Below are 24,398 nucleotides of genomic sequence, written 5' to 3' on the forward strand. Positions count from 1 at the left end.
CTTTTTGCGTTCTTTGCTATCTGCCGACAAAGTCCGGCTTTCGCTTTTCGCTGAAAGCCCTGCGGCCCTCTTTGTAATCCTCGCTGTCCAGGCAATCACAGGCCATGCTTTTCAGGTGGTCAAAGGGCAGGCTGTCGCCCTGGCCAATGGCGCTGTTGATGGCGGCTTTGTGATATTTGTGGCTCAAGGGGGCCAGCGTTGCGACAGACTGGCAATAGGCCTCGGCTTCCACGTCAAAGGTCTCGTCGCTGTATATGGCGTGAAGAAAGCCTAGTTTCTGGGCCTCATCCGCTCCATAGACCTTGGCAGTGAGATAGATTTCTCTGGCATTGGCCGAGCCCACGATATTGACGATGTCAGCAATCGCGTCGGTCGGGTAGCTGATGCCCAGCTTCGCTGCGGGAATGCCAAATTTGCCGCTCTGGTTCGAGAGCCTCAAATCGCAGGCCGCAGCAAGACCAAAGCCACCCCCCATGCAAAAGCCCTTGATGAGGGCAATGGTCGGCTTTTTTGCGTTGCGGACGGCGCGATAACAGTCTGCATTGATGTCGTCATAGTGAGAAGCGGAAGCGGTGTCCTTGCGCACCCCGTCAAATTCGCTGATGTCTGCTCCCGAAACGAAGGCCTTGTTGCCTGCACCGACTATGGCAATGACGTGGATATCGAAATCAGCTTCGAGAGCTGCGATGGCATCGGGAATGGCGCGCCACATTGCCAGCGTCATGGCGTTGCGCTTGGCTTCGTTGTTGATGATGATGCGGCCGATCGGGCCGTCTCGTTCGATGAGAATTGTGTCTTGCAAGGTGGTGTCCGGGTTTTGGGTATCAGTCATTTATGTGCTAACTTTGTAGGATAATTTTTGCCTTGGATGAAAAAGATTGGGTTTTTGTTCTTGCAGCGTAGGGATTGGCAGCCTATTTGTATCGAGATTGTATGCCAGACAAAAGGCATGCGAAGGAACTAGACGGGTCGACAACTTGGCATTCGCTCAAGGCCACGTCGGCGTCAAAGCCTGTTGCGAATAAAATAGCCCAGTTAGTCGTCTCGCGTTTTCGCGGGAGTAGGAGAAAAAATGGTAGAGGCAAGCCTTAGCCGCAGCGTATACGATCAGCCGAATGTGATCGATCCTGTTTGGGAGCGCGTAAGGGCCGAAGCAGAAAGCATCGTGCGGGCAGAGCCTGCATTGAGCAGCTTCATCTATGCGACCATTCTAAGCCACAAGCGGCTGGAAAATGCTGTCATCCATCGTATTGTGGATCGTCTGCACAATCCGGCAATGGATTCTGAGGCCATTCGTCAGGCCTATAGGGATGCTTGTGCGTCAGACCCCTACATTCCGGAGGCCATGCGGGCCGATATCAGGGCTGTGGCTGATCGGGATCCGGCATGCGAGCGCTTTGTCGATCCTATCCTCTATTTCAAGGGATTTCATGCCATCCAGACCCATCGTCTGGCCAACTGGCTATGGAAAAACGGGCGCAAGGATTTTGCGCTTTATCTGCAAAGCGTTAGCTCGCAGGTCTATCAGGTGGATATTCATCCTCGTGTATCCTTCGGCAAGGGCATCTTCTTTGACCATGCGACGGGAATCGTTGTTGGTGAAACAGCTATGCTCGAAGATGATGTATCCATTCTGCAGGGCGTCACGCTAGGCGGCACCGGCAAGGAGGAAGGCGATCGCCATCCCAAGATACGCCATGGGGTACTGATCGGAGCCGGCGCCAAAGTGCTCGGCAATATTGAAATCGGCAATTGCTCGCGCGTTGCTTCCGGATCGGTGGTGCTAAAGGATGTGCCTTGCAAAACCACAGTTGCTGGCGTTCCGGCCAAGGTTGTCGGGCAGGCCGGATGTGCGGAACCTGCTATCAGCATGGATCAGATTCTGAGGGATGCCAATTAGACGGCAATGGCTGTCCTGTGGCTATTTGTCCGTATATCGCTGCAGAAAAACTTGAAATCATGTGGAAAGCGGCTTTACTCTTCATGTGCGCTATGCCACTCAGCCGGTCATACATTCGGGCAGGGTGATGACATCACCCGTCTCGAAAATTGAATAAATCAATTGTGATCAGCAAAACCTGCAGGAGGCAATTTTGGACAAGACCGAACTGGCAAAACTTCAATCATTCATGCGGAAGACACTTCAGTCGCCCAATCTCGAGGTGCGCGCACGTCCGCGCAAGGATGATTCCGCAGAAGTCTATGTTGGAGATGAGTTTGTCGGCGTGCTATTCCGCGATGATGAAGATGAAGATCTGTCCTACAATTTCTCCATGGCAATTCTCGATTATGATCTGGAAGAAGAATAAGCTGGCGTTCGCGCTCTTCTCTTTTTCCTGATGGAATGACCCTATGGCCATTCTCTTATCAAAGGCTGCTGCCCTTCATGGGCGGTAGCCTTTTTACGTGGCAAGGCGCTTGGCCGAGCATGTGGACGGCGGGCCCTATCAGGGCAGGAGAAATCCGCCCAGCCTCTCAAGGATGCGATTATCCAACTGCTGCCACTGTGCGAGCAGGTGGGGACGAAAGCGGTAGGTGATCTGAATGGACGCGCCCAAGCCGATTTCGCGCATGCAAAAGGGAGGCTCCTTGTTTTCCGGAGTGATGCAGCGGGCGACAAAGGGCTCGGTGGATTCGGGCTTGAAATAGACGGTTTCGCCGCCAAAGCCCGAGCTATCATCCATCGCAAAGCCGATGAGGCTGGCAGGGCCGCGCACCGGATCGCCGGAAAAGAACTGGCTGTAGACGCTATACAGCCGCTCCGAGCTGAGCAAAACCCTGTCTGGCCTGCTGATGGAGACGAAGATCAGGTTCGACTTCCTGCTCGCATCACTGAAGGCAACCTGCTGCTCCCGACTGTATCCAACCATGCTTGGCCAGAGAAAGATAAGATCAAGTTGGGTGACTGAAGTAGCGTCTCTTTGCTCCTGGTGCCGGATTGTGTTTGGAGGCACCATGAAATCCATGTCTCCAACCAGAATATGCTTGGGGCTTGTCTCGGCGCTGTAGGGATTGTGGAGCAGTGAAGGGCCGGAATACTCAAAGATCCGGCTGATCAGAAACAAAAAGGTAATCGCTATGAGACCGGCGATGAGAAGGAAAAAGATCCATCTCTGGGTCGACCCTTGTTCTTCCGGTGTCTGATGCTTCATGTCTGTGTTTGTCCTTCAGGGCGCGGCAGCTGGCCGTGACTCGTGGCGATGTTAGGAAATCCCTGCGGGTGCTTCAATCACTCAAATAGCCTTCTCACACTCATCCCTTGGTGGCAGCTTGGCTATGGCGGCACAATGCTTGCAAGATTCTTAACAGGCATGTTTGTTCTGTTTCATTTTGAGACGGAAAGCTCAGTGGATTTGTCGCTTAGCGCAGGAATGACCCTTTTTCGAACAGGGTCGAGCCAAAGCGACATGTGTGGCCGGTGATCCATCCGGTTTCGGCTACAGGAAAGGAAGCGTTGTGGGTCCTGAATTGATTGCTCTTTTTTACGTCACAGCTGTCGGCTTCGTCTGTGCTGGTATTTTGGCCAGCCTCTATCAGGTCATGGCGCGAAAACCGGCCGGGTTTCGTGTGTCGATCAACAGTTGGCCGGGGATTTTTGCATCGATTTTTATTTGCACCTTTGCTGGTCCCTTCATCATCATGCGCAATGCGGTGAGGGGGCGCCGCATTGAGCATCGGCCGATTGGTTGGTTGTTTGGCTCTTCGGCCATAGCCAGCGTCTGGAGCGCCTGCTCGGGGGTTTTTTTGCTGAACGTCTTTTCCGTTGCAGCCAATGCCATGAGCTGATGCCTGTTTCTGACTGGGGCCGGGTCAGCCTTGTTACTAACTGGAACTGGAGCGCAAAATTCGCGATATATAGGCTTTCATTCCGTCCTCTGGCTTCATTGCCTTGGAGGCGGCAGGAAGGTTTTGTCAGAAAGGGATATGCGTGACTCTATATCAATTGGGAGATTTCAAACCCACTGTTCCCGAAGAGGGGGGCTATTGGGTGGCTCCGAATGCAAGTCTTATCGGCAAGGTGATTCTGGGGCAGGATGCGAGCGTCTGGTTTGGGGCTGTTCTGCGTGGAGACAATGAGCCTTTGACGATTGGTGAGCGCAGCAATATTCAGGAAGGCAGCACCCTGCACACGGATATGGGCGCGCCGCTGACCATCGGGGCGGATTGTACCATCGGACACAATGTGATTCTGCATGGTTGCACGATCGGCGAAAACTCCCTGATCGGAATGGGCGCTGTGGTGCTCAACCATGCCAAAATCGGGCGGAACTGCCTGATTGGCGCCAAGGCCCTGATCCCGGAAGGGAAAGTCATTCCGGACAATTCACTTGTGATGGGCATGCCGGGCAAGGTGGTTCGAGAACTGGACGAGGAAGCGATCAACAAACTGCGTCGTTCTGCTGCTAATTATGTTGCAAACTGGAAGCGATTTGCTTCCGAATTAAAGGCCCTCTAGGCCTCTTTTGCTTGCGTGGGTTTTTCTTTCGCAATGGACGGGAAAGAAAAAGGGCCAGCCGTGGGGACGACTGGCCCGTCCTGATCGCAATGGACGGGATGTGGGGACGCGATCAGGGCTTGCAAAGCAAAGTTTGGAGCAAGAAAGAACCTTCGAGAGCTCTTTCTCGTTAGCGAGTGTCAGCAATGGCAGTCCATTGTGATGGATGAAGCGCAGCCTGACGCTTGATATAGTGATAAGGGGTCTTGTCCCAAGGCAGGATTCGCGGATCCTGATTATCGAGAATGAGATCACCCCTATCCGTACGTACGGTCAGAACAGCATGGCCATTGCCGTTCCTTTCCTTCACGACCGTAATCAGAAGTGCCGTAGCTGGCCAACCTTCATTGATCAGCATGCGCCTTTTCAAGAGCGCGAAATCTTCGCAGTCTCCGGCTGATCTTGGATATGTCCATAGCTCTTCGGTGCGATACAGTTCTTCGTCGCTCACCGGCTTGATGGACTGGTTGACATAGCCGTTTACGCTGATGAGCTTTTTCCAGCTTTCTTCAGAGAGTTTCACGGCTTGATCGGAGTTGAATGTAATATTGCACTCCGATGGGTTCTGTCGGCAAAAATTAACATGACCAATCGGAGCAGAGGTTGTCCCCTGAACGGTCATGAATGGTGAGTATCTGGCAGCCGCTGCCTCAAATGGTACTGCAAGGCAAGCAAGGCTGAAAAAAGCAAATCCCCAAATGCGTTTCTTCATTTTTATCTCCCGTCGTTATAGGGAGATTATTAGAAGTGTTCATTTGATATTTTTCGAATATTTGCTGGGAAATTTAAGTAAAAAATCCCATAAAATCGATTTTACTTTGTTTTATATTTGAATGTATTTTGATTTTAATTTCGATTAAATCAGTATAAATTTTAAATTGAATTGAAATCGAGTTTGAAACGAATGTGAATCAATTTTCAATAAAATTATAATTGATTGAAAGCCCAATTATTTCAATGTTTTGCCGTGGGGCTCTGGCGTTTTGTTTGGCGCTGCAGCGTATGGTCTTGGTGAAAGTAAAAGAGGGAAACACTAAGCTGGAATGACTGGACGCTGCGCGAGGGTGCGTGAAGGGCTTGCCATTGACCTCATTAAGAGCCCGTTTTAGAGTCCAAAAAAGCAGGAAAAAAATCTTATTTTTATTGTTTGTAATTGCTGACTTGCTTCATCGCAGGGGGTGGTAGAGGCGATGTCTTGTAAAAAATCTGGCACAATGAGCCGTTTGCGGCGAGCAGGAGGCGCAGCTGTGCCGTACTGTGGTTAGCAGAACAGGTGAGGAATTTAACGCAGGTTTTTGTCGATTTCGGTGCTATCTTGTACAGCGGAGAATTCAACAGCCAGCCCGTCTTCGAGATGACGAACGATGCGGGCGCGGATCTTGCCGATGCTGACTTCCTTGCCGACTGCCGGGCGGGCACTGGTTTTGAGCGCAGCGCCTGAAAGAGAAAGGTCGAGTACGCGGCAGATATGTTCGGTGCCGTCTGGCAGGATCAGTTTGGTGATTGGCTGCTTTGGTTGCCGACGCTCATGGCGCCGATCTTCAGGCAAGTCGAGCAAATGCCGGTTTGCCACCCATGTCAGCTGTGAGGCGAGTTTATCGCGTTTGCGCTCGGTGGCATCGACCGTTATGGCAAAACCGCCTTCAATCTTTCTGACAATTCTACCCTCGATCCGTCCAATATGATCAATATAGGCGATGACGCGTTCACCTATTTCGCCGCGTATTGGCGTGATCATGGCCATTCCGCCTGGTGACATATTGATCACCTGACACGGATACTCCGTCTTGTTCTCAAGCATAAAGCGACCAAGAAGGTTCACTTTCACGCGTTGATGACGACGGCGCTCGGTAATGCGCGGTAGCTCAGATTTTTTAGCGACTGCCGACATAGAGAATGGCTTTCCTCGCCATGACTGGACAGGATGAACGAATACATCGCCATCCTATTCCCTCTATAGTTAACAAAGCCTTTTGCCAGTTGGCTTCTTGCAGTGCTATGGAAAATATTCTGATACCAAGCGTTGTGCCTCTTTCGTGTGACGCGTTTTAGTCGCGTCTCCCCCCTTCAATGACAGTCAAATGACCGATGCGGCGCTCGGCCGCGATGTGATTTTGTCCGATGGCGGGAGGCAAAATCGTCGTTGTCGGAGTGAGGCCGAATTTATGCTGCTGCGTGGGAGCTTGCTCCTGATTGCGCATGAAGGCGGGGCGCTCATCAGGCCAGATCAGGCGCATGGAACTGATAGACAGTTCCTGAATTGGCCAGATGCCGATCCAATATGGCATATCAGCCGGGCTTGCTGCGCCGAGAAGGCGGCTTTTGGGCTGTCCATAGTGTCTGAGGGGCAGCAGAATCGACTCAAATTCCAGTTCCTGGTTCCGTTCCGTCTTACCCTTGAAGCCAATAACGGCAGCGGCTTCGTCTTCCACCACAGCAGTCAGCAGCAGTTTCATGCTGGAGAGGTCGTCGGAGTCCCAAAGGTCAAAGAAATTGCGCCCCTTCAACTCGCGGCAGAAGGAGCCACAAAGGCGCGTGCCTGCCAACCGGAAGGTCAGACTGGATTCACTGTCATATTCAAGGATGAAAGTGTCTCCGAGAATTTGATGGATTTCTGCCGGGTCGATGTCACTGCGCTCTGGGGCTGTCCGTCCGCCTCTCAGGCCATCCCAATAAGTAAACAGTTCGCGCGTCACCTGGTGTTTCATTTTGCGTCTCTATCTGGGGCAGTTCCGCTTCCAATGTGTTTCAACTTGAAGCAGAACGGGATCTCTTTTTGTTTTGTACTCATAGTAAAGCAGGGGACATGCCAGTCGCAGGGGTAACGCTTCTTTAATCAAACTTTCACCACGGTTCGCTTCTGTTAAGGTTAACAATAGGTTTTCGTTGAGCTCTGAGAGGGAAAATGTAAAGATGATGTTAACAGATCCACCGCATCAGACCGGACTCCTATAGTCTGGTGCCTCGGCTCTTTGATGACTTCCCGAATCTTCGGGAACCCCGGCCATCCTCGTGATCGCAAGATCGGCGGATGGCTTTTTTTTGTCCAAATGATTGCCACCTTGCGCAGCTATTAAGATTCTTTGGCTAAAAAGGTGGATGCAGATCACTTCCCAAGCGCCCATGCCTTGATGGGGCGTCTATCTGCCTTATTTTTATGGGAACAGTTTTGGAAAGAGAAAAGGAACCCCTATGGCCCTGCAACCGCGCGGCTCATGGCAAATGCCTCCAGGTATGACGCCCCCAAAAGAGCCCATGTTCAATTTGCCCACATCCGTCATGGTGCTGGCCGGTATCATGCTTGCCATTCAGGCGGCGCAGTCCTTCTTTCTTTCTTTTGATCAAAGAGAGTGGCTGATTCTGAGCTTTTCCTTTTTGCCGGTCCGTTATGGTGATGCGGCTCAGGTCTTTTCTTTTCCCGGCGGGGTTTTGGGGGATATATGGACCTTTGTCACCTACGCCTTCCTGCATGGTGGCTGGATGCATGTCATCCTCAATGTCGTCTGGATGATGATCTTTGCGACGGTAATTGTTCGGCGCATCGGCAATTTTAATTTCGCCATCTTCTTTGTAATCACTGCGGCGGCGGGTGCCCTTGTCCATTTGGTCATTCATTTTGGCAGCCAAGCGCCATTGGTCGGGGTTTCAGCCGTCTTGTCGGGTGCCATGGCTGCTTCAGCGCGCTTTGCGTTTAATGGCGGCATGGGGGGATTTTCCGGTTTGCAAGGCGTCAACCGCTATCCATGCCTGAGCCTTAAGGGGCTGCGGCGTAACCCACAGGCTATGGGGTTTCTTGGCATCTGGCTGGTGCTCAATCTGGTGTTCGGGATGTTTTCGATTCTGGGCGGTGGGGCGACTATCGCGTGGGAAGCGCATCTGGGGGGATTTATCGCCGGGCTGCTGATATTCCCCTATCTCGATCCCTATTCGCGGCCTCCGCGCAAGCCAAAACCGCCGAAAAAGGATCCGCCAAAGAAGCGACCCGATCACCTTAAAGTGATCAAGTGACGCTTTGTGAAAAGGGTAGCATTGAACAAAAGGGCAGGATTCTTCGCAGAATTCTGCCCTTGTTCTCATTAATCGGGTGGTCTGCGCTGCTTGCACCGCCATACCGGGAAGAGTTCGTTATGCTTAAGTCTGGGGGCTTGTGATCTTGCCATGAACGACAACATAACGGAGAATTTAGGGTCCAGAGACATGAACATGCTTGTGGTTTGCATGAAACATCACGGGCAAGTCATGCAATTGAGCAACCTTTTAGAGAAGGGAGACCCGATTTATGACGATTGCCACGATTCTCAACCAAAAGGGACGTGCTGTATTCAAGGCCGAACCGGATACCACTTTGATGAACGCGGTCAAGTTACTGCGCGACAATGGCGTGGGGGCAATCCTGATTGCCAAGGAAGACACGCTGTGCGGCATCCTATCTGAGCGCGATATTGTGCGGGCTCTGAGCCATCATGGCGGATCCGCCCTGTTGCGGCCTGCCAGCGAATTCATGACTTCAGATGTGATAAGTTGTTCGGAAGAGGAAACCATTGCCTCTGTCATGTCGCGCATGACGACTGGACGGTTCCGTCATATGCCGGTTTTGAATGGCGACAAGATTGCCGGACTGGTGTCCATTGGTGACGTGGTCAAATTCCGCATCGAAGAAACCGAACGCGAAGCGGAAGACATGCGCGCCTATATTGCTGCCGGCTAGGGAACAATGGGGATAGGCCGAAGTGTCGGCCTGTCCGGAATGGGCGGTTTCTTGTGCATTATCAATCGGGAAACTGACGTCAAGTGCTGCCCTATTACTTATAGACGTCCTTTGGATCGAAGAGGGGCTTGTCTTCTTTGAAGGTCAGATGTGGAGCGCCATTTTTTAGCTCTGCTGAACGATAGAAGCAGGATTTGTAGCCCTGATGGCAATTAGCCGTTGCTCCGCGCGTACGTACCATGATCCAGATCGCATCCTGATCACAATCTGTTCTCAATTCGATAACGTCCTGAACGTTGCCGCTGGTGGCTCCCTTGTGCCAGAGTTCCTGACGCGACCGGCTCCAGTAATGCGCTTCCTTCGTTTCCAGCGTCAGCTGCAAACTCTCCGCATTCATATAGGCAAACATCACCACGTCACCGCTATCACTATCGGTTACGATGCAGGCGATCAGGCCTTTCTCGTCGAATTTGGGAGCAAAGTCGGTTCCAAGCTCGATCTCGTCGTTGCTTTTTCCCGTGCGCGTGGCAAAAGGAGACGTCATGGTACACCTCTATTCATATCAAATGCGGCAGGGCCTTGCGCTAAATGAAGCGAAAGCCCGAATGAATCAAAAGAATAACTTAAAAGAAAAGGGGCTGAGATGGCCCCTTTCTTGCGAACTGTCTGCATACTGGCTCTTGTTCATTCCCTCCCGTTCAGGAGGTACTACAAGGCTTTAGCCCCGGCATTCTCCGGTAAGGCTCATGAAGCGGTTCTGTTTGTCAACATCTTCAGCGAACACGCCGGTGAAGCGGGTTGTCACGGTGGAAGCGCCCCGTTTGCGTACGCCGCGCATGGTCATGCACATATGTTCTGCTTCGATGAGCAGGGCGATGCCGCGCGGTGCCAGCGTCGTTTCTATGGTTTCGATGATCTGCTCGGTCAGGCTTTCCTGTGTCTGCAAGCGACGTGCGAAAGCGTCGATGAGGCGGGCAAGTTTGGAAAGACCAACAACCCCTTTTGAGGGATAATAGGCGATATGGGCCTTGCCGACGAAGGGCACCATGTGATGCTCACAGGCCGAGAAGAATTCCACATCGCGCAAGAGAACCATGTCTTCGTAGCCGTTCACTTCTTCGAAGGTGCGACCGAGAGGTTCTGCAGGGTCTTCCCTGTAACCACGGTAAAGCTCTTCATAGGCCTTGACGACTCGCTTTGGCGTATCGATCAGGCCTTCGCGTTCGGGGTCGTCTCCGATCCATTTGATCAGGGTGCGCACGGCCTCTTCGGCTTCCTGGCGGGAGGGACGTTCTGTCAATGCCCAGTCGTCCGCTTTTTCTTCCAGGGTGGCCAGTGCTTGTAGCTGTTTTTGCTTGTTGTTTTTCAAGGCGTTATCTTGCCCCTCTTCAGCCTTATCGCCAGCGGGGTTGCTGGTGTCGACAATCATATCCATCACAGATGTGTCCGCCTTTTCTCAATGGAGCACAATCGCCCGCGAACCTATCTCCCGGTTGCGCCATCATGCACTTTTTTTCCAATTTGTCAGTAGGAAATCCTATTCTGGTGGGAATGTTATATTATAACCTAAACTTTCACCAATTCCTACATCTTTCACCAATTCCGATTTGGGGGTCTGCTTTTCTTGTTTTCATACCTATATAGGCGTTATAGGGAGGAATGCGAGTTTTGGATCGCTATTCAGCAGCAGAAGAGAGAATTCCTATGCTTGACGATGTCTATAATCACAAAATTCTCGAATTTGCAGGGAATATTCCTCAGCTTGAGCGACTGCCGTCTCCGATGGCATCCTCCAAGGCGCATAGCAAATTGTGCGGCTCCACGATTGAGGTTGATCTGGTGGTTGAAGACGGCAAAGTGGCTGCATTCGGACAGGCGGTCAATGCATGCGCGTTGGGGCAGGCGGCAGCCTCCGTGGTTGGTCGGCATATTCTTGGCTCTGATTTGGAAGAGTTGCGCCAGTTGCGCGCGCAAATGCAGTCCATGTTGCGGGAGGCTGGTGATCCGCCAGCCGGCAAATGGGATGATCTGAAGTTTCTTCAGCCCGTGCGTGACTATCCGGCGCGGCATGCCTCCACACTTCTTGTCTTTGATGCGGTGGTGGATGCCTTCGAGCAAATTGAAGGCCGCTCATGAAATATCTCGCCATCGGGCTCATCAAGCTTTACCAGATTTTCCTCTCTCCCTTTGTGGGGCGGGCCTGCCGCTACCAACCAACCTGTTCGCGCTACACTGAAGAGGCAATCGGGCGGTTCGGCTTTTGGGCTGGTGGTTGGATGGGGTTGGCGCGCATCATGCGATGCCATCCATTGGGGCATAGCGGCTTTGATCCTGTGCCGGAAAGGTTGCCTCAAGGTTCGGTGTGGTATAAACCATGGACATATGGCCTTTGGGGTGGCGATCACATCGATCCGGCGACCAAGTTGGGTCCCCGACGGTGAGATGCGCAACTCCGCTTGAACTGGCCTTTTGATAAATCGCTTATATGAAACATCCGGGTTCTTAAACCCGACAGCTTACCTGCGTTGTAGGCAGGAGTTGAGCAGGAGACGATTATGGTCAATCTGACTTTCCCCGACGGATCTGTTCGTGAATATGACGATGGCGTAAGTGGCGTCGACGTCGCACAGGGCATTTCCAAATCCTTGGCAAAAAAAGCCGTCGCCATGAAGCTGAATGGCGAATTGGCTGATCTGGCCGATCCGATTGCAGCCGATGCAAAAATCGAGATCGTGACGCGCACCGATGATGATGCGCTTGAACTGATCCGCCATGATGCGGCCCATGTGATGGCTGAAGCTGTTCAGGAATTGTTCCCTGGCACGCAGGTCACCATCGGCCCGGTCATCACCGATGGCTTCTACTATGACTTTGCCCGCGACGAGCCTTTCACCACGGAAGAACTCGAGCTGATCGAAAAGAAAATGGCAGAGATCATCGATCGCAACGCTCCCTTCACCAAGGAAGTCTGGAGCCGCGATGTTGCCAAGAAGTATTTCTCTGACAAGGGGGAGAGCTACAAGGTCGAACTGGTTGACGCCATTCCTGAAGGGGAAGACCTCAAGATCTACCGTCAGGGCGACTGGCTCGATTTGTGCCGTGGACCGCACATGGTTTCCACCGGTCACATTGGCAAGGCCTTCAAACTGATGAAGGTGGCCGGTGCCTATTGGCGTGGCGATTCCAACAATGCCATGTTGAGCCGCATTTACGGGACGGCATGGGCAAGCGAGAAAGATCTCAAGGCCCATCTGACCCGTCTGGAAGAAGCGGAAAAACGCGATCACCGCAAGCTTGGCCGTGAAATGGATCTGTTCCATTTTCAGGAAGAAGCGCCGGGCTCCGTTTTCTGGCATGACAAGGGCTGGACCCTGTTCCAGAGCTTGATCACCTATATGCGTCGCCGTCAGAAGAGCTGGGACTATCATGAAGTCAACAGCCCGGACATGATGGAACGTACGCTTTGGGAACAGTCTGGACACTGGGAAAAATTCGGTGAAAACATGTTCACCACCCAGACCCCTGACGAGCGCATCTTCTGCTGCAAACCGATGAACTGTCCGGGCCATGTGCAGATCTTCAAGAATGGTCTCAAATCCTATCGTGACCTGCCATTGAAAATCGCCGAGTTCGGCAAGGTGCATCGCTATGAACCATCGGGTGCCCTGCATGGCATGATGCGCGTGCGTCACTTCACGCAGGATGATGCCCATGTCTTCTGTGCTGAAGATCAGATCACTCAGGTCTGTGTGGATCTGCATGAGCAGATCATGTCGATCTATCACGACTTCGGCTTTACCGACATTCGGGTGAAATTCTCCGACCGTCCTGAAAAGCGCGTCGGCTCCGATGCTGTTTGGGATGCTGCCGAGAATGCTCTGAAAACGGCAATTGATGCCGCCGGTCAGGAATGGACCCTGAACCCGGGTGAGGGTGCCTTCTATGGGCCAAAGCTGGAATATGTTCTGCGTGATGCTATCGGTCGTGACTGGCAGTGCGGCACGGTTCAGGTTGACCTCAACCTGCCGGGTCGTCTTGGTGCCTTCTATATCGATACCGATGGCAACAAGGTTCATCCTGTGATGATCCATCGCGCCCTGTTTGGGTCGCTGGAGCGCTTCACCGGGATTCTGATCGAGCATTATGCCGGGCACTTCCCGCTCTGGCTGGCTCCGCTTCAGGTGGTGGTGGCAACCATCACCTCCGAAGCCGATGACTATGCCCGTGACGTGGCTAGGAAGCTTACCGCAGCTGGCCTAAACGTAGAAACCGATCTGCGCAACGAGAAGATCAACTACAAGGTTCGTGAGCATTCACTGGCCAAGGTTCCTGCGCTTCTCGTTTGTGGCAAAAAGGAAGCCGACGAGCGGAGTGTATCGATCCGTCGTCTCGGTTCCAAGCATCAGACTTCCATGTCTCTGGATGATGCCATTGCGTCGCTCGTTGATGAAGCTATTGCTCCTGATCTGCGTCGTGCCATGGAAGCAGCAAAAGCGGAAGCGGCTGAATAGTCTGCTTCCTCATACTGACAAACAAATAGGGGCGGTGCCGGTTTGGCGCCGCCTTTTTCTTTGTTCTGTTGAGATGGTGATTCAAGAAATGCCCGACTTTAACTGTGGTCTTTTATCGAGTCTCCTCAGGTTGTTGGTGCTGTTCGCTAAAGACCTGCTTCAGTTTGGCTGCTCGGTTGGGTAGGGAGTACAGGGAGTGCAGGCATGTATGGGGGTGCCTTCCTCTAAGGAAATCTCGACACAATCTCTCACTTTTGAAAGCCATTTCGCACGCGGGTTGAGCCCTGCGAGGGGCAATGCGATGCGTTGCGTTCTGGCGTTCAAGGCAAGATGGGCCAAGGCGTAGCGCAGGCTATAGGCGCGCGTTTCAAAGGCGTAGAGATGGTACCCTTCTTTGGTGTCAATCAGGATGTCGAGGCAGCAAGCAGGATCGAAATGGTAGGAGATGTGGCAGGTTACCGTGAGGCCATCAAACTCTGCATCAAAGGCGAGGTTGGTGGTAAAGGTTGGTTCGCCCCATGCATCCCCACGGATCGGGCCGGGAGGGGTGTGCGGGTTGAAGCGCAGCCACGGGCAGGCGATCTGTGTCAGGCGATGCCAGAGGTTCTCCTTCTCCGGTAGCGCCACAATCCTTGGTCTCGTGCTCAGAGTGCTGGTTGGGCTTTCTAGCGGGCGGTCAGTCAAATGTGCGATGGCTGAAGCGTCCTTCTGTTAAGTCCCTACTGTGCGGTGGACAGAACCTCGATGTCACGATTAAGGCCAGAGGTGACAGAGAAATCGCGGTTATAGACTTCGTTGCCCTGCTTGGCGATGGCGGTATAGTCACCTGCCGCAAGAGCTAGAGTAGGGAAGGCGCCTATAGCCCGTTTGACCACGTCACCGCCGGGTGTGAAGACCGTCCAGATGGTGTTGGCCAATGCTTCGCCGCCGGGCTCTGAAACAAGCCTCAGGGTAACCTTTGCCGCATTGTGGATCATGGTCACGTTGATCAGCTTGCCTTCGGTGATTTCGACGTCGCCGCGCACCTTGGCGTTGGCTGTGCCATAGTTGGATACGACGTGATAAATACCCTGGCTGAGCTTGACGACATGGTTTGGCTTTACATTCTTGACCAGCAGTGTGTGCGAGTTCGTATCTGAATCTTCGCTGGTATAGATGTCGAATTTCAAAATGGCGTTGTCGAGTGTGATGTCGCCTGCTGCCACAGCATTGAGCCGCATGGCACCGGCATGCAGGTTGAAACTCTCGTTATAGTCGCCAGCCTTGGGCAGGATGACCCGTTTGGTGAGATTGGCATAGCCGTATCCTGCATAGACAATGTAGCTACCCGGCTCCAGATCCACATCTAGCGGGCCACCATCTACATTGTGCAGCATCGGCAGTTGGCCTTCTTCGTCTTTTTCTGCGCCGAAAACACGCCAGTTGACGCCTCTTTGTAGCACTTGCCCGTCATCGGAAAGGAGGGCGGTCAGTTGAAGACGTGCGATGCCGCCCGGCTCGATCTCGGGCGTGTCATCTGCTTCCGGCAGGGCTTCGGCTATTGATGCTGGTGCTGTCTCGGAGCTCTGGGGTGCGTCTGTTGGCGTGGTGCCGTCTTGTGTTTCTGCTGCTCCTGCGCCGGCCTGATTGCCAGTCTGATCATCGAGTTGATCCGCTGCTGTCTCTTGCTGGTCGGCTGCCTCCGGTATGGCGTCCTGATTGCCATTCTTGCGTGGATTAGCAGCTGGAATAGGGACAGTCTCAGGGAGCTTGAGATAGACAGGAGCCTGTCTGGGGGTGCCCTTCTGAATGACGGTTCCCAGATCGAGTGGGGCCTGTGCGGTTTGGGCGTGGGCCTCAAAGGAGGGGAGGGCAATGGTCGCAATGAAGAGCGCTGCGCAAAGGCTCAAAAATAAACTGAGAAGCCGTTGTCCGGTTGCTTTTGTGCTTATCACTGATTTTTCCTTGCTTTGCTCTTAATCGGAATCGCCCTGACGGGTGAGTCTCAAGCTCCGTTCATGCCGATATTTAGCATTTGCCTGCGGCTTAGGAAATCCAAAACCGTGGTAATTTGAGGGCGGGGCTGGATAAAGTATCAGCTTGCGGCGACCATCGCTATGATGGTTTGGTGCTTTTGAGCTGGAAGGTGGTCTCGCATTTTGCAATGGATCTGTGGTTTGTGACCTATGGGTGGCTTTGATGTCTGTTGTTGAAGGCTGACGCTGATGTGGGCGTGTTTTTGCTTTCCGACACCTGTCTGTTTGATGAAATGGGTGCTTGAGACTTTGATTCATCTTGTTGGCAGATTGATTCAACGTCTTGCCAAAATGATTCAGGGAATTGTGTTAAGTGTCTGAAATAAAATGATGAAAGGAAGATTTTAAAGCTGTGTTCATGTGCGAACCAGAGGGGCTAAATCTGAAGGTGGTCGAACGTGGTAGCCTTTGTTATCAAAAGCTCCTTCTAATGCTTGCGGCTTGATTGCTCCATTTCCCAGTGCTTACATTTGCGTCTCGATTTATAAATTAAGCTTCTGTTAACCATTTGGTAAAAGAATGGTTAATCAGGACTAACAAGTCCGAATCTATCTCGGGTTTCGAGTGAGCACTGACTGGGGTGCGGATTGTCGCAGACCCTTTTGAGTTCATCGCTTTGGAGAGCGCTTTGGCCAATTCTGTTTCGTTCAACAATTCGATCAGATTTCAGGCCGCCTTTGAAGAGGCGAGCCGGACCACTGGCACGGACTTTGAATTCCTGCTGAACACGGCGAAGCGTGAAAGCAATTTCAATGCATCCGCCAAAGCGCCAACGTCCTCTGCGTCTGGGCTTTTCCAGTTTGTCGAACAGACATGGTTGGAGACGATGAAGGAAGCCGGGCCCCAGCTTGGCTTTAGCAAGGTGGCGTCTCAGATCTCTCAAGTCGGTGACAAATATTATGTTCGTGATCCAGAGGTGCGGCAGCAAATTCTGAATATGCGGAATGATCCGCAAGTGTCGGCGATGATGGCTGGCGCCTACGCCCAGAGCAATCGCGAACAACTGGCCGAGCAACTGAACAGAACGCCTTCGCAGGGTGAGTTGTATGCTGCGCATTTCCTCGGGGCTCAGGGAAGCAGCAAGCTGATCACCATGGCTGAGGAAACGCCGAACAAACCGGCGGCTGCTTATTTTCCTGCGCAGGCGGAAGCCAACAAGAACATCTTCTTTGATCGACAGGGCAACGCTAAAAGCGTGTCTGAGGTTTATAGTGATCTGGTCTCGACAGCATCTGGCGAGCCCGCTTCTGCTCCCAAGGAGAAGAAGGGCCTGTTGGATATGCTGGGTCTTGGCAATCTGTTTACGGCCAAAGAATCCACCAAGCAGGCACAATTGACACGCAGCCCCGAAACGCCTGCCATTCAAACACAGCATGTGGTGGATCTGCAGCAGGCCAGCAATGACCGCTCGATCGTCAGTGATAGCCGGGATTCGCTAGAGGCCTTTTTCTCGCAGCCTTTGCAGCGCGCGTTGCCGTCTCGCTATGGCCTTAGCTATTTGCCTGACAACTCGGTGTCTTCGCAGGTGCGGGCTTCCCGCTTTGTTGCCGGAGATGATGGCCAGCAAGCGGTTGAGGCTGCTTCTGCCAGCAATGGTGTGATTGCCAGTCGTATCTATGCGCAGGCTTCGGAGCCTGTTGCTGCACCTGCAGCCAGTGAGACTGAGGGCATGGCTTTGCCCAAGCGCAAACCTGCGGCGGCCGAAGTTACAGCTGATGTTTATGTGGATAGCTTAGCTGGCGCTTTGCCAAGGGCAAAACCTCAGTCAATGCCGATGACTGCGTCGGTCTCAACATCTTCCGCGCCTTCTTCGTCTAACGTTTCTGCTGTTCAGTCTTCTGTCGTTCATAGCGCTCCGTTGGATCTTACACGACAGGAAGTCCGCCCAGCTCGCGAGCAGGCGCGGCTCGGTGCCCTTGATTTGAGTGCTTTCCTACGCGGGGATGTTTTTTCCTCTAGCGATAAAGGCTGAGTGCGAGGTTTCTAGGCGCATTGGCCTTTCCACTTTTCCATTTATGGTGAACTGATCGTTAAGAGTTACTGGTTCAGAATGACTGCGAACATAGGGGCGTTTGTCCCATTGGTGTAAGTAGCGTTTGGGCTCTGAAATGACTGCTCTTTTGGGAGTGGTCTTAAGGGCAGGGACTAGTAATCAGAATGATTGTTGAGAAGTTTCTCTCATGGATAGAGACCGCGCCTGTTGACCGTCGTGCAGAAGCGACGAGTGCCTTGGCACGGGCCTACCTCTATTCGCCGCTCGATGAAGCAGAAAAAACAGCGGCCGAGACAGCTCTGACCATTCTTCTGGATGATCCCGCCCCTATTGTGCGTGAAGCTCTGGCACAGGCGCTCAAGCAATCCCCTTATGCGCCGCGTCCTGTCATTCTGTCTTTGGCGCAGGATATCGATGCTGTGGCGGTACCTGTCATTGTCAGCTCTCCTGTTTTGCTGGATTCGGAGCTGGTGGATATGGTGGCAGACAGAGGCTTGCTTATTCAGTGCGCGGTGGCGTCCCGCCCGTCTGTCAGTCCTGCGCTTTGCGCGGCCATGGCGGAGGTTGCTGATTCTCAAGCTTGCTGCATCATGCTGGAAAATCCGGGCGCGCAGATTGCTGTTTTCAGTCTGCGTCGCTTGGCAGAGCGGTTCGGGCAGATGCCGTCTGTGCGCAATATGCTCTTGTCACTGGACGGTCTGCCGATTGATATCCGGCAGATGTTGATCGTCCAGCTTGGTGATGCGTTACAGCAACTCTCGCTCGTCCAGTCTTTCGTGAGTTCGGAGCGGCGTACGTCTCTGGTCAAGGATGCTTGTGACAAGGCAACCGTTGATCTGGCTTCCTGTTGTGCTCATGGCGACGAACTGGAGGCTCTGGTTGAGCATCTGCGATTGTCGGGCCAACTGACGGCAGACCTTCTTATTCGAAGCCTGTGCATGGGGAATGTCTCGATGTTCGTCAAGGCGCTGGTAAGCCTGACGGATCTTAGCGAGAAACGAGTGCAGGCTTGTGTGGCTGATCCTTCCGAGGCGCTCGTGCAGACCCTGTGCAAGAAGGCTGGAATCTCAGAGCGTGTGGCTCCTGTCATCCTCTCGGCGCTGGTGGTTTATCGGGAGCTGGTCAGCACGATTGAAGGGGATATGCCGCGCTCGCGTTTCGGGCGTATGATGGTTGAGCGTATCTTGAGTGACTATAATGATTTTGCTGAAGATGAGCTGGATGATCTGCTGGCCCTCTTGCGCCGATTCGCAACCCAGATTGCACGTGACGATGCGCGTTCGCTCAGCATGCGGATGAAGCAGGTCACTGCGGCCTGAGCCGCTTGTTCTGATCAGGCTGCGCATGGGGGGTGGAGCGGAAAGCGACCCGTTAATACTTAGCTTTCGTTTTCCGATGGATCTGCTGGCGCGTGTTTCTCGATATAGTCTTCGGTAATGGTGCTCAGCTGTTCGGCGAGTTGTTTGCCGACGACATTGTCTTCTTCGCGCGCATTCTCATTGACCACCGCAGCGATCGCCTGAACATGTTTTCTCAACAGGCTTTCGGGTAATTTCTCGGGATCCGGAATCCTTTCGATCAGCTCGCACATGGAGCCGGCTATCAGGCCTGCAAGCGGAAATCCCATGGTGTGGGCTTGTCCCTTGATATCGTGGCAGGAGCGGAAAAGCTTGTCGACACTCTCCTCGGTCAGGCCGGTCTTTTCCGCCTTCTCCCAGGAAATCTGCAACTTCATGACTTCGTCGCGCATCCAGTTGCCGAAATTCAAAGACAGGCGTTCCATGGCTTCTTCAGCCTTGGCTACCGGATCAAATCCACTGCTATTGGGCAGTATCTTGATCTTTTTTCTCAAGTCGACTTTGGGCTTGATGATCTCATAGTCGGCCATTGGAACTGTCCTCTAAGGGTTCGTGTCTCTGCGATTTGCCATACGCATCAGTAAATATCATCAACTAGCCTTTTTTTGGGCAGGCTCTGCATCGTTTGCGCGGCGTTCAGACCCTTTGTAAAGGGGATTGGCGAAGCGGCGTCGATCCGGCCCATAAAAACCGTTGGCCTTGATGAAGTTGCGAGGATTGATAACGCAATTTGCAACACGGGCATATAAGGCATTTGCCGAAATCGGCTTGCAAAGAAATTCTGTCACGCCAACATCTCTGGCTTCCATGACTTTCCGTTTTTCCGAGTGTCCTGTCAACATGATGATCGGCACGGTCGGATTGGCAGAAGACTCCGGCTGCCGCATCATGCGCGTCAACTCGATTCCGCCGAATATGGGCATATACCAATCGGTAATTACGATATCGGGCGAAGTTGTCTGGAAAAGCTCCAAGCCCGCTGCGCCATCCTCCGCTTCGGTAACTTCGCGCGCTCCGAAACTGTGAATGAGCGTACGTATCACACGGCGCATATGGGCGTTGTCTTCCACAACCAGAAACCGCAATTGTGAGAGGTCAACCTTGATCATACCTTCTTGCCCCTGTTCGGTTTTTTCTGCTATCCGCTTTGTTTCTAAAACAGGAAAATCGGATTAACTATATCCAGAGACCGTTAAGGAAGCATTTCTTTGAACTATTCTTGTTTCAAAGGTGCTGGCTCGGTTTTGCGCAAGACACCGGGTATAGGTATATTACCGCTCTTCTTTGAAGGGCTTGATCAGTAACGGAACTGTTCACTCAATATACGCTCTGCCCATCCGTGCTCTGGGTCAAACATGATCTTGCAGGATTTTTCGCAGCTCTCTGAAATCTCGACTTCAAGCACAGAGCGGATTTCCGCATGGTCAGCGACGGCGCTCAAGGGTCGCTTTCTGGGCTCTTTGACGATGAGCTTGACGTGCGCGCTATTGGGCAGCAGTGCGCCGCGCCAATGGCGTGGGCGAAAAGGGCTGATAGGGGTCAAAGCGAGCAGGGGCGAATCGATGGGCAAAATGGGGCCATGCACCGACAGATTATAGGCTGTACTGCCCACGGGGGTTGCGACCAGAGCACCATCACAGATCAGCTCTTCCATACGGACCTTGCCGTCAATGCGGATTTCCATCTTTGCGGCCTGAGCTGTTTGCCTGAAGACAGAGATTTCATTGATTGCCGTGGCCTCGTGCAGCGTGCCGTCCGTGGTGAGAGCACGCATCTCGAGAGGGCGGATTTCAGAGATTTCAGCATTCTCCAAACGATCCATCAGGCTGTCTTCGGAATATTCATTCATAAGAAAACCTATCGAGCCGCAATTCATGCCGTAGATCGGAATTTCGCTGTTCATGTTGCTGTGCAGGGTTTGCAGCATCAGGCCATCGCCACCCAGGGCAACGATGACATCGGCTCCGGCTGGATCGGCTGACCCATAAAGATGCGTCAGCCTCTCTTTTGCCTCCAGCGACTCTTCGGTTCCACTGGAAATGAAGGCGATTTTCTGAAAAGGCCGTGACATCTGCTCTGTCCGTCTTGTTGTCCGAAAGCTCGGATTCCCGCAAACCGGGATGGAATTGCTTCCCTGTTTCCTTGAATTCTTTGGACAAACCAAAGAAACAGATGTGTTGATTGCTATGGTTTTACGTCCACTTATCGTGGTATTGGCTGCACTATGCTTTAGTGGAGTAGCATGGATATCAATGATTTCCAATGAGGAGAAGGGGATGTCAAACGCAAAAAGCGATGAGGTGTTGCTGTTGTACGGCACCTGTCCCGATGTCGAGACTGCCCGCATGATTGCCCGGGCAATGCTCCAAGAGGCCTCGGTTGCTTGCGTCAATATTCTATCCGGTATGGTTTCACTCTACCAATGGCGAGGGCAAATGGAGGAGGCAAACGAAGTGGCTTTCATCGCGAAAAGTACACGAAGCGCATGGGAAAATGCGGCGAGGATCTTCCAGTCCCTGCACCCTTATGAGGAGCCTGCGCTTGTGGCCTTGCCCGTGAGTGAAGGGTTGCCGGGCTTTATGGATTGGGTGCGGAGCGAAACCATTTCCAGACCTTGAAACGCGCATCTTCTGGGGCATTCCATGGCCTTGTATTTTATCAATCGCTATTAAAACGGAGATCTATTATGTCCGATAGGCACAAATTGTTGTCGCGCGAAACGCTTTGCATCCTCGATAAGGGGACGATTGATCTCACCACGGTGCAGACCGTTCATGATGACGGGCGCGAGCATGTGATTTCCGAACCCATCTGGGCGGATCGGGATTCCATTGCGGTGTTGCCTTATGATGCTGAAAAGAAAACCGTTCTCCTTGTGCGGCAGATGCGGACCGCCGTGTATTTGAGGGATCAGGCGCTGATCCTGGAAGCCTGCGCCGGAGGTATCGAGGCGACTGATGCATCTGTGGAGGAAGCGTGTAGAAGAGAGGCTGAGGAAGAGCTTGGCGTCTCTCTCGATGCATTGGAAAAGGTGGGGCAGGTTTTTATCAATCCGGCCCGCATGGTTGAAAAAGCCAATCTGTTTCTTGCTCCCTACCAGTCTGGCCAGCAGCATCCCGAAGACCGCCATCAGGATGAAGATGAAGATATTGAAGTGGTTGAAGTCTCAACAAAAACGATCAAGAAATGGCTTGATGAAGGAAATATTCGTTGTCCGCGTCTGCTTATTCTCGCTCAGGCTTTGATGTCCAGACATGCAAATGTGTTTTGAGATCGGTACCAATGTTTGAGCTCTTGTTAAAAGTAACAAGAAGCATCGATTGTTTTTACAAGTCTGCTATATAGAAGCGGTTTGGTAGAAAATTAATTTCTGTAATTTTGATGAATTTGACTATTTTGTTCTAAATAAAGTGAATAATCCTCAATAAGAGATTGCTTTTCTGTTCAGATTGTATTCGACTTTTTCCGTGCTGTTTGAGGCAACCGCAAGGGGGTCCTGGCTGGTTGGTCAAACTTAGGCTTGTTGAGATGTGTCCGTCATCTGACGAGACGCATTGCTGTTTGCCTGCATATCTAAACGATAAAATTTTGAGAGGGATTCAAACAATGAAGCTGCTTACTAAAGCTTTGGCTGCTACCGCTCTGGCTGCCGTCCTGTCGACGACTGCTCAGGCGAAGACATTGGTATATTGCTCCGAGGGTAGCCCAGAGGGTTTCACTCCGGCTCTTTATACTGCTGGCACGACCTTCGATGCGTCTTCGCATACCATCTACAACAAGCTCGTCGAGTTTGAACGTGGTAGCACCAATGTTGTCCCTGGACTGGCTGAAAGCTGGGATGTTTCCGAAGATGGCCTGGAATATACTTTCCATCTGCGCAAGGGTGTGAAATTCCACACCACCAAAGACTTTACCCCTAGCCGCGATTTCAATGCGGATGATGTGATCTTCTCCTTCATGCGTCAGAAAGATCCGAACCATCCGTACAATAAGGTTTCCGGTGGCACCTACGAATATTTCGGCGGCATGTCCATGGATTCCCTGATCAAGGACATCGTCAAGGTTGACGATAATACCGTGAAGTTCGTGCTGAACCAGGTTGAAGCGCCTTTCATCGCCAACATGGCCATGGATTTTGCTTCCATCGCATCGGCTGAATATGCAGCCCAGATCGAGAAAACTGGTAACCTGGATATGTTCGATCAAAATCCGGTCGGCACAGGTCCTTTCCAGTTGGTCGCCTATCAGAAAGACGCCGTCATCCGTTATAAGGCGTTTGCTGACTACTGGGGTGGCAAGGCTGCTATTGATGATCTGATCTTCGCGATCACGCCTGATGCTTCTGTACGTTATCAGAAGATGAAAGCTGGCGAATGCGATGTGATGCCTTATCCGAATCCGGCTGACATCAAGGCCATGGATGAAGATCCAAACATCAACCTGATGCAGCAGGAAGGCCTGAACGTTGGCTATCTGGCTTACAACAACCAGAAAGACAAGTTCAAGGATGTTCGTGTCCGCAAGGCGCTGAACATGGCCATCAACAAGCAGGCTATTCTGGACGCTGTGTTCCAGGGTGCTGGTAAAGCTGCTAAAAACCCGATCCCGCCAACCATGTGGTCTTACAACGACAAGGTTCAGGACGATCCGTATGATCCGGAAGCTGCCAAGAAGCTTCTCGAGGAAGCCGGTGTCTCTGACATGAAGACCAACATCTGGGCTATGCCTGTTCAGCGTCCGTACAACCCGAATGCCCGTCGTATGGCTGAGTTGATCCAGGCTGACTGGAAAGCAATCGGTGTTGACGCTGAAATCGTTTCCTACGAATGGGGCGAATATCTGAAGCGGTCTTCCGCTGGTGAACATGACACCGTTCTGCTCGGTTGGACCGGTGATAACGGCGACCCTGACAACTTCATGTATGTTCTGCTTGGTTGCGATGCTGTTGAGTCCGGTGCAAACCGCGCGAAATGGTGCAACGAAGAGTTCAACGATCTGCTGGTCAAAGCAAAACAGACCACAGACATCGCAGAACGCACGAAACTCTATGAAGAAGCACAGGTTGTCTTCAAACGTGAAGCTCCTTGGGCAACCATTGCTCACTCTGTTGTCTTCATGCCGGTAAGCACCAAAGTGAAGAACTACAAGATTGATCCGTTTGGCGGTCACATCTTCTATGGTGTGGATATCGACAAATAAGTCGGAATTTGGTGGAGGCGGGATTTCCTGCCTCCACCCTTTTTGTATCAAGTCTATGGAAACTTCCGATATGTTCCGCTAGAAGACGACTTGAAAAACTTGCCTCTCGATAGAAAATG

Annotated in this window: 26 protein-coding genes; 14 read left to right on the forward strand and 12 right to left on the reverse strand. The window is 52.3% G+C overall.

The annotated features are described in order from the left end of the window. Window positions 1-16: 16 nt before the first annotated feature. A complete protein-coding gene (locus ACKPCT_RS02535) occupies window positions 17-832 on the reverse strand; it encodes an enoyl-CoA hydratase (protein WP_319568292.1) in 816 nt (271 codons plus the stop codon). 240 nt (window positions 833-1,072) lie between these two features. Between ACKPCT_RS02535 and cysE the strand changes: the two genes are divergently transcribed. Continuing rightward, complete coding sequence (cysE, locus tag ACKPCT_RS02540) at window positions 1,073-1,900, forward strand: serine O-acetyltransferase (protein WP_090074897.1); 828 nt, start codon at window positions 1,073-1,075, stop codon at window positions 1,898-1,900. A gap of 229 nt (window positions 1,901-2,129) precedes the next feature. Then, window positions 2,130-2,309, forward strand: a complete 180-nt coding sequence (locus tag ACKPCT_RS02545; RefSeq protein ID WP_407652474.1) for a DUF3126 family protein — start codon at window positions 2,130-2,132, stop codon at window positions 2,307-2,309. Between the two features lie 138 nt (window positions 2,310-2,447). Here the strand turns inward: ACKPCT_RS02545 and ACKPCT_RS02550 are convergent, their stop codons facing one another. Beyond that, on the reverse strand, window positions 2,448-3,152 hold the full coding sequence (locus tag ACKPCT_RS02550) for a hypothetical protein (RefSeq protein WP_319568293.1): 705 nt from the start codon (window positions 3,150-3,152) through the stop codon (window positions 2,448-2,450). Between the two features lie 304 nt (window positions 3,153-3,456). On the opposite strand from ACKPCT_RS02550, the gene ACKPCT_RS02555 reads away from it, so the two are divergent. Together ACKPCT_RS02555 and ACKPCT_RS02560 are read left to right on the forward strand one after the other, a co-directional pair. Further along, a complete protein-coding gene (locus ACKPCT_RS02555; RefSeq protein ID WP_090074900.1) occupies window positions 3,457-3,786 on the forward strand; it encodes a DUF6949 family protein in 330 nt (109 codons plus the stop codon). Between the two features lie 142 nt (window positions 3,787-3,928). After that, entirely contained in the window at window positions 3,929-4,456 is a 528-nt protein-coding gene (locus ACKPCT_RS02560; RefSeq protein WP_319568294.1) for a gamma carbonic anhydrase family protein, read from the forward strand. Between the two features lie 169 nt (window positions 4,457-4,625). Here ACKPCT_RS02560 and ACKPCT_RS02565 read toward each other — a convergent pair whose 3' ends face one another. From ACKPCT_RS02565 to ACKPCT_RS02575, 3 genes are all read right to left on the reverse strand, one after another. Beyond that, a complete protein-coding gene (locus ACKPCT_RS02565) occupies window positions 4,626-5,207 on the reverse strand; it encodes a transglutaminase-like cysteine peptidase (protein ID WP_244544777.1) in 582 nt (193 codons plus the stop codon). 570 nt (window positions 5,208-5,777) lie between these two features. Then, window positions 5,778-6,386, reverse strand: coding sequence for a PilZ domain-containing protein (locus tag ACKPCT_RS02570; protein WP_090074902.1), 609 nt, complete (start codon window positions 6,384-6,386; stop codon window positions 5,778-5,780). Between the two features lie 157 nt (window positions 6,387-6,543). Further along, on the reverse strand, window positions 6,544-7,203 hold the full coding sequence (locus ACKPCT_RS02575) for a PAS domain-containing protein (RefSeq protein ID WP_090074903.1): 660 nt from the start codon (window positions 7,201-7,203) through the stop codon (window positions 6,544-6,546). A 547-nt stretch (window positions 7,204-7,750) separates the two neighbouring features. Between ACKPCT_RS02575 and ACKPCT_RS02580 the strand changes: the two genes are divergently transcribed. Both ACKPCT_RS02580 and ACKPCT_RS02585 read left to right on the forward strand, forming a co-directional pair. Beyond that, window positions 7,751-8,503: a rhomboid family intramembrane serine protease gene (locus ACKPCT_RS02580; protein WP_319568295.1), complete on the forward strand. Its 753-nt coding sequence runs from the start codon at window positions 7,751-7,753 to the stop codon at window positions 8,501-8,503. Between the two features lie 271 nt (window positions 8,504-8,774). Then, window positions 8,775-9,203: a CBS domain-containing protein gene (locus ACKPCT_RS02585; protein WP_090074906.1), complete on the forward strand. Its 429-nt coding sequence runs from the start codon at window positions 8,775-8,777 to the stop codon at window positions 9,201-9,203. A 94-nt stretch (window positions 9,204-9,297) separates the two neighbouring features. On the opposite strand, the gene hisI is transcribed toward ACKPCT_RS02585, so the two are convergent. Next, window positions 9,298-9,747, reverse strand: coding sequence for a phosphoribosyl-AMP cyclohydrolase (gene hisI / locus ACKPCT_RS02590; RefSeq protein WP_090074907.1), 450 nt, complete (start codon window positions 9,745-9,747; stop codon window positions 9,298-9,300). A gap of 174 nt (window positions 9,748-9,921) precedes the next feature. Next, the gene (folE, locus tag ACKPCT_RS02595) at window positions 9,922-10,638 is read right to left on the reverse strand and encodes a GTP cyclohydrolase I FolE (RefSeq protein ID WP_407062737.1); all 717 of its coding nucleotides are present in this window, start codon (window positions 10,636-10,638) and stop codon (window positions 9,922-9,924) included. Between the two features lie 269 nt (window positions 10,639-10,907). Here folE and ACKPCT_RS02600 point away from each other — a divergent pair, with 269 nt between their 5' ends. The 3 genes from ACKPCT_RS02600 to thrS all read left to right on the forward strand — a co-directional run bounded on the left by ACKPCT_RS02600 (window position 10,908) and on the right by thrS (window position 13,714). Next, window positions 10,908-11,339 carry an iron-sulfur cluster assembly scaffold protein gene (locus tag ACKPCT_RS02600; RefSeq protein WP_090074909.1) on the forward strand — a complete coding sequence of 144 codons (432 nt, stop codon included), beginning with the start codon at window positions 10,908-10,910 and terminating at the stop codon, window positions 11,337-11,339. Further along, entirely contained in the window at window positions 11,336-11,644 is a 309-nt protein-coding gene (yidD, locus tag ACKPCT_RS02605; protein ID WP_090074910.1) for a membrane protein insertion efficiency factor YidD, read from the forward strand. Before ACKPCT_RS02600 ends, yidD begins: the two co-directional genes overlap by 4 nt. 114 nt (window positions 11,645-11,758) lie before the next feature. Then, window positions 11,759-13,714 carry a threonine--tRNA ligase gene (thrS, locus tag ACKPCT_RS02610; protein WP_319568296.1) on the forward strand — a complete coding sequence of 652 codons (1,956 nt, stop codon included), beginning with the start codon at window positions 11,759-11,761 and terminating at the stop codon, window positions 13,712-13,714. Between the two features lie 159 nt (window positions 13,715-13,873). Here thrS and ACKPCT_RS02615 read toward each other — a convergent pair whose 3' ends face one another. Both ACKPCT_RS02615 and ACKPCT_RS02620 read right to left on the reverse strand, forming a co-directional pair. Then, window positions 13,874-14,341 (reverse strand): hypothetical protein, encoded by a 468-nt coding sequence (locus ACKPCT_RS02615; RefSeq protein WP_319568297.1) that lies wholly within the window; start codon window positions 14,339-14,341, stop codon window positions 13,874-13,876. A 92-nt stretch (window positions 14,342-14,433) separates the two neighbouring features. Further along, a complete protein-coding gene (locus ACKPCT_RS02620; RefSeq protein WP_319568298.1) occupies window positions 14,434-15,648 on the reverse strand; it encodes a hypothetical protein in 1,215 nt (404 codons plus the stop codon). Between the two features lie 709 nt (window positions 15,649-16,357). Here ACKPCT_RS02620 and ACKPCT_RS02625 point away from each other — a divergent pair. Both ACKPCT_RS02625 and ACKPCT_RS02630 read left to right on the forward strand, forming a co-directional pair. Further along, window positions 16,358-17,701, forward strand: coding sequence for a hypothetical protein (locus tag ACKPCT_RS02625; protein ID WP_319568299.1), 1,344 nt, complete (start codon window positions 16,358-16,360; stop codon window positions 17,699-17,701). A gap of 185 nt (window positions 17,702-17,886) precedes the next feature. Next, window positions 17,887-19,041 carry a DUF2336 domain-containing protein gene (locus ACKPCT_RS02630; protein WP_319568300.1) on the forward strand — a complete coding sequence of 385 codons (1,155 nt, stop codon included), beginning with the start codon at window positions 17,887-17,889 and terminating at the stop codon, window positions 19,039-19,041. Between the two features lie 59 nt (window positions 19,042-19,100). On the opposite strand, the gene ACKPCT_RS02635 is transcribed toward ACKPCT_RS02630, so the two are convergent. From ACKPCT_RS02635 to ACKPCT_RS02645, 3 genes are all read right to left on the reverse strand, one after another. After that, the gene (locus ACKPCT_RS02635; RefSeq protein WP_090074916.1) at window positions 19,101-19,610 is read right to left on the reverse strand and encodes an Hpt domain-containing protein; all 510 of its coding nucleotides are present in this window, start codon (window positions 19,608-19,610) and stop codon (window positions 19,101-19,103) included. A 60-nt stretch (window positions 19,611-19,670) separates the two neighbouring features. Then, the gene (locus ACKPCT_RS02640; protein WP_319568301.1) at window positions 19,671-20,189 is read right to left on the reverse strand and encodes a response regulator; all 519 of its coding nucleotides are present in this window, start codon (window positions 20,187-20,189) and stop codon (window positions 19,671-19,673) included. A 188-nt stretch (window positions 20,190-20,377) separates the two neighbouring features. Further along, complete coding sequence (locus ACKPCT_RS02645; RefSeq protein WP_090074918.1) at window positions 20,378-21,151, reverse strand: NAD kinase; 774 nt, start codon at window positions 21,149-21,151, stop codon at window positions 20,378-20,380. Between the two features lie 205 nt (window positions 21,152-21,356). On the opposite strand from ACKPCT_RS02645, the gene cutA reads away from it, so the two are divergent. The 3 genes from cutA (at window position 21,357) to ACKPCT_RS02660 (ending at window position 24,279) form a co-directional block, all read left to right on the forward strand. Then, window positions 21,357-21,698 (forward strand): divalent-cation tolerance protein CutA, encoded by a 342-nt coding sequence (gene cutA, locus ACKPCT_RS02650; protein ID WP_319568302.1) that lies wholly within the window; start codon window positions 21,357-21,359, stop codon window positions 21,696-21,698. 68 nt (window positions 21,699-21,766) lie between these two features. Next, window positions 21,767-22,351 carry an NUDIX domain-containing protein gene (locus ACKPCT_RS02655; RefSeq protein ID WP_090074920.1) on the forward strand — a complete coding sequence of 195 codons (585 nt, stop codon included), beginning with the start codon at window positions 21,767-21,769 and terminating at the stop codon, window positions 22,349-22,351. 335 nt (window positions 22,352-22,686) lie between these two features. Next, window positions 22,687-24,279 carry an ABC transporter substrate-binding protein gene (locus ACKPCT_RS02660; RefSeq protein ID WP_090074921.1) on the forward strand — a complete coding sequence of 531 codons (1,593 nt, stop codon included), beginning with the start codon at window positions 22,687-22,689 and terminating at the stop codon, window positions 24,277-24,279. Window positions 24,280-24,398: the final 119 nt, after the last annotated feature.

The sequence above is a fragment of the Cohaesibacter marisflavi genome (assembly GCF_963665895.2).
Lineage (GTDB): Bacteria > Pseudomonadota > Alphaproteobacteria > Rhizobiales > Cohaesibacteraceae > Cohaesibacter > Cohaesibacter marisflavi.

Coding starts and splice junctions, on each gene's coding strand:
- folE (WP_407062737.1), bottom strand. CDS start 10,638: ATGGATATGATTGTCGACACCAGCAACCCCGCTGGCGATAAGGCTGAA.
- ACKPCT_RS02640 (WP_319568301.1), bottom strand. CDS start 20,189: ATGATCAAGGTTGACCTCTCACAATTGCGGTTTCTGGTTGTGGAAGAC.
- cysE (WP_090074897.1), top strand. CDS start 1,073: ATGGTAGAGGCAAGCCTTAGCCGCAGCGTATACGATCAGCCGAATGTG.
- ACKPCT_RS02660 (WP_090074921.1), top strand. CDS start 22,687: ATGAAGCTGCTTACTAAAGCTTTGGCTGCTACCGCTCTGGCTGCCGTC.
- ACKPCT_RS02645 (WP_090074918.1), bottom strand. CDS start 21,151: ATGTCACGGCCTTTTCAGAAAATCGCCTTCATTTCCAGTGGAACCGAA.
- ACKPCT_RS02535 (WP_319568292.1), bottom strand. CDS start 832: ATGACTGATACCCAAAACCCGGACACCACCTTGCAAGACACAATTCTC.
- ACKPCT_RS02570 (WP_090074902.1), bottom strand. CDS start 6,386: ATGTCGGCAGTCGCTAAAAAATCTGAGCTACCGCGCATTACCGAGCGC.
- hisI (WP_090074907.1), bottom strand. CDS start 9,747: ATGACGTCTCCTTTTGCCACGCGCACGGGAAAAAGCAACGACGAGATC.
- ACKPCT_RS02655 (WP_090074920.1), top strand. CDS start 21,767: ATGTCCGATAGGCACAAATTGTTGTCGCGCGAAACGCTTTGCATCCTC.
- ACKPCT_RS02545 (WP_407652474.1), top strand. CDS start 2,130: ATGCGGAAGACACTTCAGTCGCCCAATCTCGAGGTGCGCGCACGTCCG.
- ACKPCT_RS02565 (WP_244544777.1), bottom strand. CDS start 5,207: ATGAAGAAACGCATTTGGGGATTTGCTTTTTTCAGCCTTGCTTGCCTT.
- ACKPCT_RS02575 (WP_090074903.1), bottom strand. CDS start 7,203: ATGAAACACCAGGTGACGCGCGAACTGTTTACTTATTGGGATGGCCTG.
- ACKPCT_RS02600 (WP_090074909.1), top strand. CDS start 10,908: ATGCTTGACGATGTCTATAATCACAAAATTCTCGAATTTGCAGGGAAT.
- ACKPCT_RS02635 (WP_090074916.1), bottom strand. CDS start 19,610: ATGGCCGACTATGAGATCATCAAGCCCAAAGTCGACTTGAGAAAAAAG.
- ACKPCT_RS02630 (WP_319568300.1), top strand. CDS start 17,887: ATGATTGTTGAGAAGTTTCTCTCATGGATAGAGACCGCGCCTGTTGAC.
- ACKPCT_RS02550 (WP_319568293.1), bottom strand. CDS start 3,152: ATGAAGCATCAGACACCGGAAGAACAAGGGTCGACCCAGAGATGGATC.
- ACKPCT_RS02585 (WP_090074906.1), top strand. CDS start 8,775: ATGACGATTGCCACGATTCTCAACCAAAAGGGACGTGCTGTATTCAAG.
- cutA (WP_319568302.1), top strand. CDS start 21,357: ATGTCAAACGCAAAAAGCGATGAGGTGTTGCTGTTGTACGGCACCTGT.
- ACKPCT_RS02580 (WP_319568295.1), top strand. CDS start 7,751: ATGTTCAATTTGCCCACATCCGTCATGGTGCTGGCCGGTATCATGCTT.
- thrS (WP_319568296.1), top strand. CDS start 11,759: ATGGTCAATCTGACTTTCCCCGACGGATCTGTTCGTGAATATGACGAT.
- yidD (WP_090074910.1), top strand. CDS start 11,336: ATGAAATATCTCGCCATCGGGCTCATCAAGCTTTACCAGATTTTCCTC.